The 17,060-nt window shown below is 56.5% G+C and carries 16 protein-coding genes and 1 pseudogene; 7 read left to right on the forward strand and 10 right to left on the reverse strand.

Features of this window, described 5'->3' with window-relative positions:
• The first annotated feature begins 32 nt into the window (after positions 1–32).
• The 3 genes from AC3CHX_RS28225 to AC3CHX_RS28235 all read left to right on the forward strand — a co-directional run bounded on the left by AC3CHX_RS28225 (position 33) and on the right by AC3CHX_RS28235 (position 4,363).
• Positions 33–1,091, forward strand: a complete 1,059-nt coding sequence (locus AC3CHX_RS28225) for a HoxN/HupN/NixA family nickel/cobalt transporter (protein ID WP_488631241.1) — start codon at positions 33–35, stop codon at positions 1,089–1,091.
• Positions 1,092–1,278: 187 nt separating this feature from the next.
• Positions 1,279–3,585, forward strand: coding sequence for a catecholate siderophore receptor Fiu (locus tag AC3CHX_RS28230; RefSeq protein ID WP_488631242.1), 2,307 nt, complete (start codon positions 1,279–1,281; stop codon positions 3,583–3,585).
• 97 nt (positions 3,586–3,682) lie between these two features.
• Positions 3,683–4,363, forward strand: coding sequence for a Fe2+-dependent dioxygenase (locus tag AC3CHX_RS28235; RefSeq protein ID WP_488631243.1), 681 nt, complete (start codon positions 3,683–3,685; stop codon positions 4,361–4,363).
• A 20-nt stretch (positions 4,364–4,383) separates the two neighbouring features.
• On the opposite strand, the gene AC3CHX_RS28240 is transcribed toward AC3CHX_RS28235, so the two are convergent.
• A complete protein-coding gene (locus AC3CHX_RS28240; RefSeq protein ID WP_488631244.1) occupies positions 4,384–5,568 on the reverse strand; it encodes an HPP family protein in 1,185 nt (394 codons plus the stop codon).
• 191 nt (positions 5,569–5,759) lie between these two features.
• On the opposite strand from AC3CHX_RS28240, the gene AC3CHX_RS28245 reads away from it, so the two are divergent.
• Positions 5,760–6,446, forward strand: a complete 687-nt coding sequence (locus AC3CHX_RS28245) for a uracil-DNA glycosylase family protein (RefSeq protein WP_488631245.1) — start codon at positions 5,760–5,762, stop codon at positions 6,444–6,446.
• Between the two features lie 30 nt (positions 6,447–6,476).
• Here AC3CHX_RS28245 and AC3CHX_RS28250 read toward each other — a convergent pair whose 3' ends face one another.
• The 3 genes from AC3CHX_RS28250 to AC3CHX_RS28260 form a co-directional block, all read right to left on the reverse strand.
• Positions 6,477–7,034 carry a DUF488 domain-containing protein gene (locus AC3CHX_RS28250; RefSeq protein WP_488631246.1) on the reverse strand — a complete coding sequence of 186 codons (558 nt, stop codon included), beginning with the start codon at positions 7,032–7,034 and terminating at the stop codon, positions 6,477–6,479.
• A gap of 111 nt (positions 7,035–7,145) precedes the next feature.
• The gene (locus AC3CHX_RS28255) at positions 7,146–8,288 is read right to left on the reverse strand and encodes a branched-chain amino acid ABC transporter substrate-binding protein (RefSeq protein WP_488631247.1); all 1,143 of its coding nucleotides are present in this window, start codon (positions 8,286–8,288) and stop codon (positions 7,146–7,148) included.
• A 100-nt stretch (positions 8,289–8,388) separates the two neighbouring features.
• The gene (locus tag AC3CHX_RS28260; RefSeq protein WP_488631248.1) at positions 8,389–9,621 is read right to left on the reverse strand and encodes an NAD(P)/FAD-dependent oxidoreductase; all 1,233 of its coding nucleotides are present in this window, start codon (positions 9,619–9,621) and stop codon (positions 8,389–8,391) included.
• A gap of 336 nt (positions 9,622–9,957) precedes the next feature.
• On the opposite strand from AC3CHX_RS28260, the gene AC3CHX_RS28265 reads away from it, so the two are divergent.
• Positions 9,958–11,364 carry an aminotransferase-like domain-containing protein gene (locus AC3CHX_RS28265; protein WP_488631249.1) on the forward strand — a complete coding sequence of 469 codons (1,407 nt, stop codon included), beginning with the start codon at positions 9,958–9,960 and terminating at the stop codon, positions 11,362–11,364.
• Positions 11,365–11,502: 138 nt separating this feature from the next.
• Here AC3CHX_RS28265 and AC3CHX_RS28270 read toward each other — a convergent pair whose 3' ends face one another.
• Both AC3CHX_RS28270 and AC3CHX_RS28275 read right to left on the reverse strand, forming a co-directional pair.
• Positions 11,503–12,204, reverse strand: a complete 702-nt coding sequence (locus AC3CHX_RS28270; RefSeq protein ID WP_488631250.1) for an LrgB family protein — start codon at positions 12,202–12,204, stop codon at positions 11,503–11,505.
• Between the two features lie 32 nt (positions 12,205–12,236).
• Positions 12,237–12,401, reverse strand: coding sequence for a CidA/LrgA family protein (locus tag AC3CHX_RS28275; RefSeq protein ID WP_488631251.1), 165 nt, complete (start codon positions 12,399–12,401; stop codon positions 12,237–12,239).
• A gap of 181 nt (positions 12,402–12,582) precedes the next feature.
• Here AC3CHX_RS28275 and AC3CHX_RS28280 point away from each other — a divergent pair, with 181 nt between their 5' ends.
• On the forward strand, positions 12,583–12,966 hold the full coding sequence (locus AC3CHX_RS28280) for a LysR substrate-binding domain-containing protein (RefSeq protein WP_488631252.1): 384 nt from the start codon (positions 12,583–12,585) through the stop codon (positions 12,964–12,966).
• A gap of 36 nt (positions 12,967–13,002) precedes the next feature.
• On the opposite strand, the gene AC3CHX_RS28285 is transcribed toward AC3CHX_RS28280, so the two are convergent.
• Complete coding sequence (locus AC3CHX_RS28285; RefSeq protein WP_488631253.1) at positions 13,003–13,881, reverse strand: pirin family protein; 879 nt, start codon at positions 13,879–13,881, stop codon at positions 13,003–13,005.
• A 122-nt stretch (positions 13,882–14,003) separates the two neighbouring features.
• On the opposite strand from AC3CHX_RS28285, the pseudogene AC3CHX_RS28290 reads away from it, so the two are divergent.
• A pseudogene (locus AC3CHX_RS28290) lies at positions 14,004–14,138 on the forward strand (IS481 family transposase); the annotation flags it as partial.
• Positions 14,139–14,180: 42 nt separating this feature from the next.
• Here AC3CHX_RS28290 and AC3CHX_RS28295 read toward each other — a convergent pair.
• From AC3CHX_RS28295 to AC3CHX_RS28305, 3 genes are read right to left on the reverse strand one after another with little or no spacing between them, the layout of a single operon-like run.
• Positions 14,181–15,101 carry a class I SAM-dependent methyltransferase gene (locus AC3CHX_RS28295; protein WP_488631254.1) on the reverse strand — a complete coding sequence of 307 codons (921 nt, stop codon included), beginning with the start codon at positions 15,099–15,101 and terminating at the stop codon, positions 14,181–14,183.
• A 9-nt stretch (positions 15,102–15,110) separates the two neighbouring features.
• On the reverse strand, positions 15,111–15,839 hold the full coding sequence (locus AC3CHX_RS28300) for a methyltransferase domain-containing protein (protein WP_488631255.1): 729 nt from the start codon (positions 15,837–15,839) through the stop codon (positions 15,111–15,113).
• Between the two features lie 19 nt (positions 15,840–15,858).
• Positions 15,859–16,944, reverse strand: a complete 1,086-nt coding sequence (locus AC3CHX_RS28305; RefSeq protein ID WP_488631256.1) for an iron-containing redox enzyme family protein — start codon at positions 16,942–16,944, stop codon at positions 15,859–15,861.
• Between the last annotated feature and the right edge of the window lie 116 nt (positions 16,945–17,060).

Here is a 17,060-nt window from a genome sequence, read left to right on the forward strand (position 1 = left end):
GCTAGTTTTTAGAAATTAAATAAATTAAATCGATGCTCACAACTTTGAAGACTGTCTTTAGCAGGATCGACAGCAAGTTACGCGCCAAAATTTTTGGCATCTACGGTTTCTTGCTGGCGTTCAATATTCTGGCGTGGGCATGGGCCGTGATCGCTTTTCATGGCCATCCGATCTTGCTCGGCAGCGCATTTCTGGCCTACAGTTTCGGCTTGCGTCATGCGGTGGATGCGGACCACATCGCTGCCATTGACAACGTCACGCGCAAATTAATGCAGGATGGCCAGCGTCCCGTCGCGGTCGGCTTGTTTTTTTCATTGGGGCATTCAACCGTCGTTCTGCTGGCATCGATTGCGATTGCAGCGACGGCGTCGGCGCTGACCGGCCGGATGGAAGAATTCAAGCTGATCGGCGGCATCGTCGGCACGCTGGTCTCGGCCTTCTTCCTGATCTTGATCGGCGTCCTGAATCTGCTGGTGTTTCGCGCGATTTACAAGGTCTTCCGGCACGTCCGCCAAGGCGGAGCTTACGTCGAGGAAGATGTTGATCTTCTGTTGAATGGCAGAGGTTTGCTGGCAAGAATATTTCGCCCGATGTTTGCCTTGATTACCCGTAGCCGGCATATGTATCCGCTGGGTTTTCTGTTTGGTCTGGGATTCGATACGGCCACGGAAATCGGCCTGTTGGGCATTTCAGCCACCCAGGCATCGAATGGCGTTCCGATCTGGTCGATCATGGTTTTCCCGGTGTTGTTTACTGCCGCAATGTCGCTGGTCGATACGCTGGATAGCACGCTGATGCTGGGGGTTTATGGCTGGGCCTTCGTCAAACCTGTGCGCAAACTGTATTACAACATGACGCTGACGCTGGTGTCCGTGATCGTCGCCCTGGCGATCGGCAGTCTCGAGGTGCTTGGCCTGATTGGCGAAAAAATGGCCCTGGAAGGAAAGTTCTGGAATGCCATCGGTTCCGTAACGGAAAATTTCGGCAACCTCGGTTACGCCATCATCGGGTTTTTCATTCTCAGCTGGATCGCGTCGATTTTTTTCTATCGGTGGCGCGGCTACGATCATCTTGAACCGACGCGATCATGATTTCCTATTCTTACAACTAACACTTATGGATTAATAGGAATGATTCCTGTTACCATTTGTTGTAACTTAAAACGAGTTCGATCTTTCCTTCCGATCTTTCCTTCATATCTAGCCAGCAAAATCGTGCGCAGCAATCGTCTGTGTGCCTGAGTCGCCAGCCAGTTCCATCAGCACCAGGAGCCGGTCAATGACACACATCAAAAGTCGCAAGCATGCGCAATCCCGTTTCAATCCTACGATGGCCGCGGCATTGGCGACCGCGTTAATCGTTCCTGCCATCGGTCACGCAGAAGAGAAGACGTTGCCGCGTATCAATGTCACCGCGCCGCAAGAAAATGCGTACAAGGCGGAACAGGCTTCTTCGCCGAAATATACCCAGCCCCTGGTGGATACCCCGCAAACCATCACCGTCATCAAAAAGGAATTAATCGACCAGCAAGGCGCAACGACCCTGACTGAAGCGCTGCGCAACACGCCGGGCGTCGGGACCTTTTTCCTCGGAGAAAACGGCAGTACCAACACCGGCGATGCGCTCTACATGCGCGGCTTCGATAGTTCCAGCAGCATCTTCGTCGACAACGTGCGCGACCTGGGATCGGTCTCGCGCGACATGTTCAACATTTCCCAGGTGGAGGTGCTGAAAGGGCCGGCCGGCACCGACAACGGCCGCGGGTCGCCGACCGGATCCTTCAATCTGGTTACCATCCAACCTGACCTGGTGGACGGGTTTTTATCGTCGCTGACCGTCGGCAGCGGCAGTCAAAAACGCGTCACTGCAGACTGGAACAAGGTCATCGACAAAGCGAACGGCATGGCATTCCGTCTCGACCTGGTGAAGCAGGACAGCGGCGCGCCGGGACGCCGTGAAGTGGAAAACAAGCGTTACGGCATCGCCCCGTCATTCGTCTACGGCTTGAACAGCCCCACCCGCATTTATCTGGATTATCTGCATGTCGACCAGGACAATGTGCCTGATGGCGGCGTGCCGACCATCGGTCTGCCCGGCTACACGAGTCCGGACCCGGCGCGCCCGTTTATCACAGGTGCAGCACGGGTCGACCCGAAGAATTTCTACGGCTTGAAAACGGACTTCGACAAGGTCAGATCGGACATGCTGACAGCCAGAGTCGAACACGATTTCTCCCCGGAGATCAAGTTGCAGAATACGACGCGCTACGCAAAAACAGCACAGGATTATTTGCTGACATCTTTCATGGGAAGCAAGACAGGCTTGCTGACGCCGGTCGCATCGGATCCGTCGACCTGGACGCTGGAACGCAGTATTCCGACGCGCAAAGATCAGACCAATGAAATGCTGACGAATCAGACCAATATCACGGCAAAATTTGCGACCGGCGGGATGACGCATACGATGGTCGGCGGCGTCGAATTTACGCAAGAAAAGCAGGCGACCATTGGGTACCTGGAAACAGGCGATTTACCCGCTGCAAACTTGTACAATCCCAATCCGGATGCCGCCACGCCCGGGTTCAGCCTGACCAGGAACGGCACTGGCACCGATGGCAAAACCGACACCGCGTCGGCCTATCTGTTCGATACGCTCAAGCTCAACCAGCAGTGGCAAATCAGCGGCGGCTTGCGTGTCGATCACTACAAGACCGATTTCGCAGATAGCTTCTTCTGCGGATCGAGGAGACGCCCGACCTGTGCTTCGCTTGGACTGGCTGCAAATGAAATGTCGACGGCGCACGTGAACAGTTCCGGCAATCTGTTCAACTGGAAATTGGCTGCCGTCTACAAGCCGACCGACTATAGCAGCGTGTATGCGCTGTACGCGACGTCGCAGCAACCACCGGGAGGCGCCAATTTCTCCCTGAGCGCCGCCAGCAACAGCAGCAGTCCGGAAGGCAATGCGGGAAATCCGGCATACGCGCCGCAAAGAACCAGGACCGCCGAAATCGGGACGAAGTGGGATCTGCTGAATAAAAGGCTGGCACTCACCGCGGCCGTTTTTCGTACGCAAGTCGAGAATGATGTGGAGAAAGATCCGACCAGCGGGGAATACTTCCAGACCGGCAAAAAACAGGTTCAGGGTATCGAACTCGGTGTGACCGGCGACATCACCAGGGCATGGGCAGTCAGCGCAGGCTACACCATCATGAACACCGAGGTGATCAGTGGCGCGACCACCACGGCGAGCGGCGAAAACAATCTGGCCTACACGCCGAAACAGGCATTTACCTCGTGGACCACCTACAAAACGCCGTCCGGCTGGACGATCGGCGCCGGTGCGCGCTTCGTCGACGCATTGTTAAGAGGAGTAGACAGTGCGGTTGGTACGCCTAAGTATGCCAACTCTTATTGGGTATTCGATGCGATGGCCGCTTATAAGGTGAACAAAAATCTGGACTTGCAACTGAATCTTTATAACCTGGCGGACAAGGCTTATGTTGCCGCGATCAACAAGAGCGGGTATCGCTATACGCCGGGCACGCCACGCGCGGTGGCGTTGACTGCCAATCTCAGGTTTTGAAGATGGCTAAAGATGCCACGGGAGGAGTAAACAGCAGCCCACGGACGGGTTTTATTGCGCCCCTGACCGGAGGGTTTTTGCGTTAGGGAGAATAAGCATGATGCTACACGTACCGGATGTTCTGTCGCGTGACGAAGTCAGGAAGATCCGGCAGAAGCTGGAGCAGGCGGATTGGATCGACGGCGCAGCCACGGTCGGAGATCAGGGGGCGCGCGTCAAAAAGAACCGGCAGTTATCGGAGTCCTCACCGCTCGGCATCGCGTTGGGCAAGATCATTCTGCAGGCAATTGCCAGGAGCCCGCTGTTTTTCTCCGCAGCGTTACCGCAACGCACCGTTCCTCCGCTGTTCAATTCCTACGCAGGCGGCGAACATTACGGTTTGCATGTCGATGGCGCAATCAGGGGCATGCCGACAACGCACATGAATTTGCGCACGGATATTTCATCCACGCTGTTTTTGTCCGATCCGGACGAATACGGAGGCGGTGAATTGGTGGTGGTCGACACCTACGGCACCCACGAAGTAAAGTTGCCCGCAGGCGACCTGATCCTGTATCCGGCGACCAGCCTCCATCGCGTCGAGCCGGTAAGCCGCGGCGTACGGATATGCTCCTTTTTCTGGACGCAAAGCATGATCCGGGACGACTGGCGGCGCAACATGCTGTTTGAACTGGACCAGAACATCAGTAGCCTGAGAGCCAGGCTCGGGGATTGCGAAGAAGTCGTCGCGCTTACCGGTCATTATCACAACCTGTTGCGGCAATGGGCGGACGTATAGGCTGTTTCCATGAGATTTGTTTAGAAGACCGTCTCGGCAGACTTACGCCTTCTGGCCGTACTGTCTTCGTCGGGTCGTTCCAGCTGCGAGCGGAACAAGGCAGCGACCAGATCCGATTGCGTGACCATTCCAACGATATGCCGTTGTGCATCGATCACCGGCAAATGATGCAGGCCCCCGTCCGAGAAACGGCTGACCAGTTCCACGATGGGCTGTTCGGGGCGCGCGCTGATGACATGGCGTGTCATGACATCTTTGACGCACAACGCCCCGTTGCGTACGGGCGCCGTGATGAGTGCATCCGGTCCGTGGCGGTTGACGAAGAAATCATGCAATGAAACGATGCCGACCAGTTCTCCATGCGCGTCGACTACCGGCAGCGCCTTGACCTTGTGCTGCGCCAGCAGGACCCAGGCCTGATCCAGCCGCGTGGTCGGCTGAGCGGATACCACATCCCTGGCCATGATGTCGGCGCAACGGATATCCCCGAAGCGGCGGCGGTGCGCGTGGAGTTCTGCCTGCACCAGGATTTCCTCAAGGTCATCCGGATTGATATCCAGCAACTGGCCCCTTTCCTTCAAAACCTGTTCCAGATCGGCGTGGTTGAATCCGACTCGCTCGCTCGGCAGCAGGTCTTTGGTGAGATGTCGATTGCTGTGGTCTAGCGCGCGATGCGGATAGTTGCGGTGCAGCAAGTTGTTGAATAGCAAGGCAACCAGCAACAACGCCACCGAATTCACGGCGACCGGTAACAGGACAAAGTGAAATCCCATTGCCTTGATCGCCGGGCCGCCCAACACGGCAGTCAGCGCCACCGCGCCGCTGGGCGGATGAATGCAGCGGAACGTAAACATGGCGCCGATGGCCAGGGCTGCGGCAACGCCGGCGGCAAGACCCGGGTTATCTATCCAGCGGGCGCACATGACGCCGATCAACGCAGAAAAAAGATTGCCGCCAATCAGCGCCCAGGGCTGGGCCAGGGGACTGGATGGCACGGCGAACAGGAGCACGGCCGAGGCGCCCATTGGCGCGATGAACCAGATGTTGAAGCCGCCCAGGCTTACCCGGCAAATCCATTCGGCAAAAAACAATCCGACCAGGGCGCCAAGGCAGCCGTAAAACTTTTCGCGCTTGCTGGCGACGATCGGCATTGGCACGAATGCACGTAGCCAGTCCCTGGCATGATTCAAGTTAAGAGATTCCATCACACGGCTTATTCAGTCCGGATTGCTTGTGCATCCGTACGTATCTGTATTTAGTCAAAGGCAGAAATATATCATATTGCGATATATTTGAGGCTGACCGCTGCTTTTTGGGTTTGACGACGCCGCAGCGAAAATACCGCCACGCAACCTTTGCGTTACACGCTTATGCACAGAAATGGACGAGGAAAATCATGATTGAACGGAACAACGTCAGGACTGCGGCCGCGCTTTGCGTTTCAGATCCGGCCCGCCCGGCCATTCCAATACGAGAGGCGGCGGTGACTTCGCCCGCAGCCGGCTACGCCACCCTGGAAGCGCTGCTGGATGCCGTGCGCGCTTGCCGGGCCTGCGAGGCGCAGCTGCCGCTTGGTCCGCGTCCGCTGCTGCGCGCCGCGGAAACGGCGCGCATTCTGATCGTGGGACAGGCACCCGGCCTGCGCGTGCACACGACCGGCATTCCGTGGGATGACCCGAGCGGGGAACGTCTGCGCAGCTGGATGGGCGTGGACAAGGATGTTTTCTACGATGCGTCGCAGATCGCCATCATTCCGATGGGGTATTGTTATCCGGGGCGCGGCAATGGCGGTGATCTGCCGCCACGTCGCGAGTGCGCCGAATTGTGGCTGGACCAGCTGCTGGCCAGGTTGCCGCAGATTCAATTGACGCTGCTGATCGGTCAGTATGCGCAGCGCCGGTTTCTGGGGCCGCGCTGCAAGTCGTCGCTGACGGAGACGGTCAGAGCCTGGACTGAGTACGGACCAGAATACATTCCGCTACCTCACCCATCGCCGCGTAATCAACCCTGGTTCAAGCGCCATCCCTGGTTTCAGCAACAACTGGTACCGGCGCTGTCCAAACGCATTCATGCCATGAAATAATGGGCCGTCCATGCGCTGAACCAAATCTAATCATGCAGCGGGCGCGTCAGCCTGCGGCGGATAAGTAATCTGAAGACCGTCCACCCGCGCCCATGGCGTCAATACATGGACTTTGCGGCCACCTGCACCGATGATGTCTTCCACCTCTATCCCGCGCACAGTGAGCGCATCGGCGATCAGGGACCGGTGGCAACGCCACGGCACCGCTTCCGCACACATCAATGCGCAACGCTGCAGCCGCGAGAGCGCGACCACCTGCTCGACGCCGGCGGCGAATTCCGCAGTTTGCATGTAATCGGCATAGCCGCGGAACGACAAATTGCGCCAGCCTGCGTTGGGAGAGCCCGCATGCGTATGACGCAGCCCTCCCAGCCCTGGCAGATGGCTGTAGCGGATGCCGACTGCACGTAAGCAATCCGGTAGCGCATCCTGGTTGAACTGCGGATTGTGGCGCGAACGCGGCATGCTACGCACATCAAGAAGATGGGTGACATGGTTGCTGCGCAGCAAGCTGATGAATTCATCCAGCGGACGATTCGAATGTCCAATTGTGCATATCAGCGCTTCGGCTGGTTCTGGCGGCATCATTTACCCTGGCGACAACCGTGGATGGTTGAATAATACAGCCGATCGTTTAACCGATCGGCTGAAAAGCCAAGTAAAAAATTCAAGATAGAAGTCCGGTGTCTCCACTCGAAATCAATAAGTCTTCACAGGAACCGGGGTGCCATTTTTGAAGTCATAGACGGTTACCGGCGAATGCTTCAAATCCCTGTTGTTGTCGAATTCATAGGTTCCTGCAATACCTTTGTAGCTGACGGTAGCCATGGCCGGAGCAAACTTTTTCGGGTCTACCGAATTGGCTTTTTTCATCGCCTCGGCAACTACCATCACGCCGTCATAGAACGAGATCGAATACATCAACGGCTTCAGGCTGAAGCGTTTTTCATAGCGTGCGGAAAAGTCCTTTCCGAGTGGATTCTGGTCAAGAATGATCCCGCCGACCGTGCACAGCACTTTCTCATCCACCGCATCGCCGCCGAGTTTTCCCATCTCGGCATTGCAGATGCCGTCGCCCCCCATCAGGTACACATTCAATCCCAATTGCTTCATCTGGCGCTTCATTCCAGAGCCCTGGTTGTACATGCCGCCATAAAATATACCGTCGGGCTTCTTGCTCTTGATGGAAGTAATGATGGCGTTGAAATCGGTGGCCTTGTCATTGGTGTAATCGCGTCCGACGATTTCAATGCCGTTGGCTTTGGCCTTCTTGATAAACTCGTCTGCAACGCCGACGCCATAGGCGCTGCGATCATCGATCACCGCCACTCTTTTCAGCGAAATTTCCTTTGCTGCGTAAGTGCCCATCGTGCCGCCCAGGGCATTGTCGGTCGGCGTCACCCTGAACACATAGGGGTAACCTTGCGTGGTTATTTTCGGATTGGAGGCGATCACAGCGAGCACTATTTGCGCATCGTTGTACACTTTCGAAGCAGGCATCGCGACGCCGGAGTTGTAGGGGCCGATCACCGCCTTGACGCCTGCATCAACCAGCTTCTGGGCGACCTGTACGCCGATTTTCGGATCGGCCGCATCGTCTTCGCTGAGTAGCTCGAACTTGACTTTTGACCCGCCGATCACCAGTCCTTGCTGGTTGAGCTTATCAATCGCCATTTGCGCACCGTTTTCGTTGTCCTTCCCGATCGGAGCCTGCGCGCCCGATAACGGACTGGTCAAACCGATTTTGACGACTTGTTCTCCGGCGCCGAAACACAGCGCCGGCATGAGCACCGCTGTGAGGCCAAGGCTTGTCAGTGCTTGTTGAAAATATTGCTTTTTCATTACCATCTCCTGGTCAGTTTTTGAGATAACAAATCCTATTCAAGCCACTGCATTTCTTAAATTCAGATCTGTATTTTGGAACCACTTACATTTACTGCCTTCAGTTAAAACGGTCTGGCGCATACGGCGCCAGGTTAAACGGCGACGCCCGCCCGGCGACCAGGTCTGCGACCACGGCGCCGCTCAGCCCACCCAGCGTCAGGCCGATATGCTGGTGGCCAAACGCATAGATGACGCGTGCGGATGCGCGCGAACGCCCCATCACCGGGAGGCCGTCGGGTAAGCTCGGTCGAAAACCGAGCCACGACTCGGTCGGTGTGGTCAGCGCCGGGAGTGCCCGTTTCGACGAAAACTGCAGCAATTCCAGCAATCCCTGATGTTTGTGCGGATTCAAACCGGCCAGTTCAACCGTCCCCGCCACGCGTATGCCTTGTTGCATCGGCGTCATGTAGAAGCCCCGCTCGGCCCAGCCGACCGGGCGCGAGATCAAGCCGGTGGTGCCGGGATACATGATGTGATAGCCCCGTTCGGTATCCAGCGGAATGCGGTCGCCGCACTGGCTGGCGAAAGGGCGCGAATGGGCGCCGGCGCAGACCGCGACATAATCGTGGGCCGCGCTGCCTGCGGCAGTTTCCAGCAGCACGCCATTGGCTTGTGGTTTGAGGGTATGCACGGCGCTGCTCTCCATGCGCAATCCCGACTGCATCAACCAGGCTTGCAGGGCTTTCAGAAAAGCCGCGGGATCAGACAAAAACCACGAACCGGGAAACAGCACACCACGTTCAAAAAGCGGACTCAACTGTGGTTCGAGTTGCTGGACTTCTGCGCGGCTGACGATGTTGAAGTCGACGCCAAGCGAGCGCCGCAACGCCAAGGTTGGCTCCGATGCACGGAAGGCGGCTTCCCCGGAATACAGATACAGACATTCGCTGCGACGAATGAACTGCTCAAGGTCCGCCTGCTCGATCATTTCACGATAGCCGTCGTGGGCACGGCCCAGCAGTACCGATAACGCCGTGGCAGAAGCGGTATAGCGCCGCTTGGTCGAGCTCAACAGGAAACGCGCCAGCCATGGCGTCAATTGCGGCAAATAACCCCAGCGCAGGCGAAACGGACTGTCGGCCGAAAGCAGGAAGCGCGGCAGATCGCGAAATACCGATGGGTTGTTCACCGGGATGCACGCATAGTTGGCGAAGGTACCCGCATTCCCATACGACGCACCACCGGCGGCACCGGCTGGATCGTAAATGGTGACCAGATGACCATCCCGCATCAGCCAATACGCTGCGGACAGCCCAATAAAGCCGGCGCCGAGAACTGCTACTTTTGCCATAACGTGCTCACCGGTGGATGAAGGTCAGAGTTAAACGGATACCTCGACTGCGATGCGGCGGTAATTCGGCGTCAGATTTGACTCTGCAACGACCGCCCTCAGCATGTTCCGCTCTGTTTGATACAAATAATTTTAGTACCCACACAAAAATTTACAATACTATATTCACATAAGTTTTGTGTGGCTACAAGATAATTTTTCTTGACTCTTCCGGCGCTCACAAACTATTGCATAACGGCAATAAAACCGATGATTTCCCGAGCAAGCCCCGAACGAGACTGCGTTACAATGCGGGTGTTTGTACGATTCAAATTATTTTTGTATGGAGCTATTCTCTTGCCCAAGCACGAAGACAGTCATTTTGAACCGCCCCCGCGTAGGGCTGGACTGGCCAAAACGTTTACCTATCAGGAGCTGGCCACCAAGCTGGAAGCCGATATCCGCAGCGGCGTCTATCCGCCGGGTAGTTGCTTGCCTGCGCAGCGGCAGCTGGCCGAAGAAATGGGTATCAACGTCTCGACCGTATCGCGTAGTTATCGCGAGTTGCAGTTGAGCGGCCTGGTGATCGGCAGCAAGCGGCGCGGCTCGATGGTGACCGGTGGCGCAATGCCGCATGTGGCGGAAGCACGTCCTTCCCATTCCAACGGGATTGACCTGACCGTGAACCGCCCGGCGACGCGCGATTTTCTTAACCAGTTGGCGCTGACCATGGCCGCTTTGCCGAACGACCCGCGCTTCATCGAATTGCAGGAATACCAGCCGCCGCAAGGCCCGCTCTGGGCCAGGGTCGCGGGCGCAAAATGGATGGCGGCGCCCGGCTATGCACCGGATCCGGACAATGTTGTAGTGACCAGTGGCGCGCAACATGGGCTGTATGCGGTGATGAATAGCTTGATGGGGATAGACGGCGTCATACTGGCCGATCGATTGACCTATTACGGTTTGAAGGCGCTGGCACCGGTGTTCCATTTTGAGATCGTTGGCGTGCTCAGCGATGCTCAGGGCATGTTGCCGGAAGTGCTTGAGCACGAGTGTGCAACGCGCAAGGTGAAGGCAATCTTTACCGTACCGAATTTCCAGAATCCGACTGTCGTCACCATGAGCCTTGAGCGCCGCGCCGCGCTGGTGGAAATTGCGCGCCGCCACGACGTCCAGATCATCGAGGACGACGTCTACGGTCCGTTGGTCGATCAGCGTCTGCCGACGCTGGCGAGCCTGTGCCCTGAGCGCACGTATCACATTTCATCGACCTCAAAACTGCTGGCCCCCGGCTTGCGCCTCGGCTTTCTGGCGACGCCGCCGCACCGCGCCGCGATTGCCGCCGAAGCGGTGCGCACCACCGCCTGGATGCCGGCACCAATTTCGATGCTGATCGCCTCGCAGTGGATCGAGAATGGCATCACTACGCAACTGCTGGCAGCGCAACGCAAAGAACTGAAATATCGCCACGACCTGGCGCGTGGCCTGCTCGAAGGCGCGCAGATCAGCAGCGACCCCGCATGTATGTTCATCTGGCTGATTTTGCCCGCCCCCTGGCGCGCCGATGACTTCGCGGCGAACGCACAGGCGCGCGGTGTCAGCGTGATGCCGGCTTCAGCATTTGCAGTCGGCCGTTCGGAAAGTGAGCACGGCGTACGCATCAATCTGTCCAGCGCGGCGTCGCGAGAAGATTTGGTGGTGGCGTTGAGGATCCTGGCGGAGACGCTGAACGATCGCCCGCGGGCGCTTTACGGCAATGCCTGACTAGGCCAGCGCTGCATCGGCGTGCTCGCTACGCATCCTCCCGTCCGGGCGCCGAATACGTTCCTGGACCATCTTCTCTCCTCTGTTTTTCAAATACGCATTGCGGTGTTTTGGAATAGCGCAGTTTTTTCGAACAGCTCAGTACAGCAACGCCGGCACCAGCGGCGCAATCGTCACGGTCAGGACCCCGGACAGCACCACGGCAAGACTGGCTACCACGCCTTCCTGTTCACCGCCACTGCGCGCCTGCGCCGACCCAAAGGTATGCGCCGCCGAGCCCCACAACATGCCGCGTGCCAGCGTACTGCGAATCGGTAGCGAGGCCAGGATGAGGTCGCCGAGCAGGATGCCGATCAGGCCCGTAGCCATCACGAACAGCACCGTCAGATCGGGCACGCCGCCGATCCGTTGCGAGGCGGTGATGGCCATCGGTGTGGTCACCGAGCGCGCTGCCAGACTCTTTTGCTGCATGGTCGACAGCGATAGCGCATGCGCCAGCCAGATGGAGCTGGTAACGGCAACGACGGTACTGGTGATCGTCCCCGTCAGCAGTGAAGCCCAGTGCCCGCGCACCACCGCACGGTTATCGTAGATCGGTATCGCGAATGCGATGGTGGCGGGCCCTGACAGCCACAGCAGCCAGCGGGTGTCGGCAAAATAGGTGGTGTACGGAATCTTTGTCAGCAACAGAAAGGCGATCAGCGGCGCTGCCGCTGCAATCACCGGCGTCAGCCACGCTCTACGCCAGCGGCGGTGCGCGACTTTCGCGCAGAGGTAGGAAAACATGGTCAATGCCAGACCGGCGGCGGCCCACATCTCGATATGCGACGGCATCTTCATTTGCCGGCACGCCGCTCGGACTGCCGCAGTTCCTATCGAAATACCAGATCGACGACAGTGCCGACGGTGATCATGACCAATAGCGTACTGACCACGATCACGATGCCGATCCGCCAGCCCGACTGTCGCAGCAAGGTCGGATAATTCACAATCGCTACCACGGCCGGTATGAAAAACAGCATCATCTCCGCCAGCAACCACCCCGCTCAAGGCGATGATTTGCAACAGCGTCCGGTGCCAGCCGGTCAGGCTGTATCGAGAGCGATCAGGAGGTGAAGCAGCAGGCATGGATGGATCCGGAAACATGATTTCACGAGTGTACGGCGAGATGTTGCGGCCACGCATGACATATACTTATCGGCTTCATTCAATAAAGATATGTCAGGACTGGACGATGGACGCCCGCGCTTTACGCTACTCGCTCTGGGCGATGTCCCGCTGGTACTCTTCAACGACGACTTTGCCACCACCGCTGCGATCCGCGCGGCCTTCCGCCAGGCTGGCTTGAAACCGACCATCTCGACCCAGAGCGCCCAATGGGATTTTCTGTTGGCGATGGTCGCGGCCGGACTTGGCGTAGCGCTGTTGCCCGAGTCTTTATGCCGCCGTCTCGATCCGGGCGCGCTGGTTGCCATACGCGTGATTGCGCCGGAGATTCAGTGGCAGGTCGCCCATATCTGGCAGCAGGATGGGCATCTGTCCCATGCGGCCCGCGCGTGGCTCGACATCTGCGAAGAAATGCTGCCAGCGATCTCGATGTGATGTTCAACACCGGGGCCGCATCTTGGTTTGGCGAATTTAGCGCTCAGGCAACGGAATGAACTCGGTTTCGCCCGGGACGCTCGGGAAGAAATCCTGCTGCTGGTTGGCCCACGCGGTTTTAGCCGTTTCGATACGTTCTTTGGTGCTGGCGACGAAGTTCCACCAGAGGAAGCGCGGGCCATCGAGCGGCTCGCCGCCTAACAGCATCAGGGATGTGTCGCTTTCTGCGGCCAGCTCGACGGTGTTCCCCGCTTCAAGCACAATCAGCGTGCCCTGCTCTACCGTTTCGCCATCGACGGTCAGCGCGCCGCTGACGACATACACAGCGCGTTCTGCATAGTCTGGCGCCAGCGCCAGGCGCGCACCGGCAGTCAGCTGACCTGCCACATATAGCGTGCCGCTGTGGGTTCTGACCGGAGACGTCTGGCCAAACGCTCGTCCTACCAGCACATGCAACTCTGCGCCATCCAGCCGAACAAGCGGAAGATCGGCCGCCGGATAGTGCCAGAATCCCGGGTCCGCGTCTTCGTCCTGTTGCGGCAGCGCTACCCACATTTGCAAGCCTTGCACCGTGACACCTTGCCGACGAATGTCTTCCGGCACCCGTTCCGAGTGCGCGATGCCGCGTCCCGACGTCATCCAGTTGATATCGCCCGGCGTGATGCGCTGCACGCTGCCCAGGCTGTCGCGATGCACCATTGCGCCGGAAAACAGATAGGTCACGGTCGCCAGTCCGATATGCGGATGCGGCCGCACATCGCCGCCGGTGCCTTCTTCAGAAAAAGTGACCGGCCCCATATGGTCGAAAAAAACAAAGGGGCCGACTGTTCGCACCGCCGCGGCCGGCAACAAGCGCCTGACGGGAAAGCCGATGTCGCGTACCTGCGCGTGAACGATGTGGCGGATGCTAGTCATGGTGTGCTCCTGTTGGTTTTACTGACCGCGGACCTGAAGCGAGAATAGTGTATCCGGATGGGCCTTTTGAAACGGTCTTTATTGTAATCGGGATGGCCCCGGCACGCGTTCCGTCGCAAGATTTGCAAAATGGCTTGGATGAATGGCCGCCGTATTAAAACAACGGCCGCACGCATCAAGGCAAGGTGTGTTGTGGGCAAGCTTTGATTGATGGAAAGAAGCCATGGCACGATAAGGTCATCGCACCGAACAACTGAATTTGACCCGACAGTCGGCAACGTCAAATCAGGTCGCGACTATTACGCAATCGACCACAGCTTGAAGTCATCATGAATCTTGTCGATTGATGCGATTTTTTCTGCGGTGATGAATGCCTGAAATTCTTCAGGTCCGGGTTGAAGGCCTGCGCGTCCAAGACCGAAAACACTTTGTGGGCGGCTTGGACCGCACAGCTCCTGATCGGTGATGAGGACAGGATCCCAGCCGTATTTGCGCATGAATAGTGCGATTGATGTCGCCGTAAGGTAGCGCCTGTGATTGTGGCTGCAGCGCCCGACTTGACGCGCCTGCGCCAAGCCTCTTCCCTCCAGCAGCAGCAGAGCATCCGGTGCTGCTGCCTGTCGGCAAATCGACATGACCTTGTTGGGATCAAATACGTGTTCAATTGAACCTGTAATGACAATCAGATCATAGCTTTGCGGTTCAAGCGCCATATCTTCGGCGCGTTGCACGACAATAGGCGCCTTCAAATTTTCAATGCCATACCGGACGTAACCGATGTCGGGATCCGTGCCGAATCCTTCCCACCCGTTCCTTAAGAAGGCATCCATGATGCCGCCTGCGGAGCATCCCACATCAAGCATCCTTCCACGACGCGGCAAAAATGGAGACAAACTTTTGAACAAATATTCGCCCCGCACAATCTGGTCTTGAATAAATGATTGACTTGGCGCACTCGTTCCGGAAAGGACGCGCCGATAATGGCTGTTGTAATAAATATCGTAAAACGCAGCATTGAATCTTGGATTCTGGAATAGAAAGCCGCAGTCATTGCAGGCCACCACATTCAGTGCGACATACGTGTCCGGCTGAATTTCTACGGAATCACGTATGACAGTGAACATGCTATTGCCGCAAATTTCGCAAGGCACATTCGCCGCACGGTAATCCCTGCTCATGCCAATATGATCAAGGTAGTCCTGCAAAGAGAGTGTCGGCATATGGGCCCGTCATTTTATGGCGAGAAATCCTTCGAAGCAGATGTACTTGAAGATGGACATGACATCCACAAAGCCTGCGCGACGAAGCATATCGAGATTGCCGTTTGTAGAAAACGGTTCGAGGACACCCTTGATACTGCTGGCTTTTTCCAGAATTTCCTTCGGCGTATACCCGTTCTCTAATTTGAAATCAATATAGAGCGAACTCGCGATATCCTGAAAACGTGCATCCGGCGCTCTCACCTTTTCGAACATCAAAAATGCGCCGCCCCAATTCAGCGCTTTGAATATTCTGTCAATCAGATCTTGACGCCGGCGCGGCGAAATGAACTGGACCGTATAGTAAGCGACGATAAAATCGCACGGCTGATAATCGACCTCGCAGGCATCTCCCACAACGTATTCAATATTTTCGCAGCCGTTATTGCGTGCGTGTTCTTCGCGCGCGTAGCGAATCATGTCGTCTTCAACATCCAGCCCGATCCAGCGGCTGCTGATCGGATGTCGTTGGGCCAGACTATTCACCAGGGTGCCGGTCGAACAGCCGATTTCGTAGGAGACAGAATCTTTTTTAACGAAGTAGTCGCTTATTTGTTCAACCAGTTTATGGCCCGCCTCATAATGTGGGACGGATTTTGCAATATGTGCCGCAAATTTGTTGGGCGTCTCACCGCCAAAACTCCATCCTGCCCGCGTTGCTGAGATTCCGTCCCCGGCCGAGAGTAGTGTCTGTGTCATTTTGCAACTCGCAGATGAATTACAACGCTGAAAAGGTAACGGCCTGGCGCGGGAAATACTTTCCGGCCAAGTCGCCGTAGTACATCTTTATCTCTTTGCTTTGAAGTTCGAAGGCATGTTTAAGGTCATGAAGTTTATCCACGATCTTATTCAGGATCGCCACGTCAGTGACCTGAAACAGCTTGATATTTTCAGACAGCAACTGACTGTGGCCAAGCGCGGCGTCAATCATTTGATGCTGAAAATAGGGTGCCATCGCCTTCTCAGGCAAACCATAGCGAGACTCAATCCTGGATTGAAAGTCATTTAGTCCCGAAGCAGGCATGTCCTGTGCTTCGACCACTGCGGCCACCAGTAATACCGAGGCAGGTTCCAATTCAAACAGTTCGCGCAACAGAAAGCCGATCAGCCGCGTCGACACCAGCGGTCGGCTTTCAAGTACCTCAACTTCGGAAAGACCGAGATTCAAGAGCGTTTGCAGCACGAAACTTTCGTGACCGGTTTCTTCGCTCACATATCGATTCAAAACATCCCTTAGCTCGCCAGCGGCTTGCATTGCGCCGCAGTCAATGGCTTTTGGAAAGTCCCGCACGTAGTGGTACATCTCGAGCAACCATCCAACCAGAACGGTTTTTGGAAGGTCATTGTCGAGCAATTCATTTGCAACAAATTCTCTGCTCAGTTCGCGGCTCCAGATTGCGCTGATACGCTGAAGCTTGTCCCTGATCTCTTCTAACGGCGCAATCCGTTGTTCAGATAGCGCCTTGCCTGGAAGCGTAATTCCCGCCTCCGCCAAGGCAAGTATTGTTGACAGCACATCGGACGAGGGCACACCGCTGCGCTTCTCAATTTCAGCGAGTGAGTTATACCCGGTGCAATGACTGCGAATTTGCATAAACGAAAGGGCGTCGCTGGTAGGCACTTCGTACTCACATTCAAGAGTTTCGACAAAAGAATGCGGGGATTCAACCTGGATTGTCCAAAGATTTTCGCGCAGGCGCGGGAAATTGAACAGGGCATTGACTAAGTGGAAATTCGCATTGCCCGCATGATCTGGTGTAGCGTCGTGATGCGTCTCATCAATACTTTCAGGAGTCATGGCCATTTGTCAGTTCTCGTTGCGCGTTGTTTTTCAGATGAACCATCGGTCCGATCCATCCAATCGTGAAAGCTCGCGCGATTGATGCATTGGTCGCGCGAGTGGGCTTATTTACCCATTAA

The sequence above is a fragment of the Glaciimonas sp. OK215 genome (assembly GCF_057787885.1).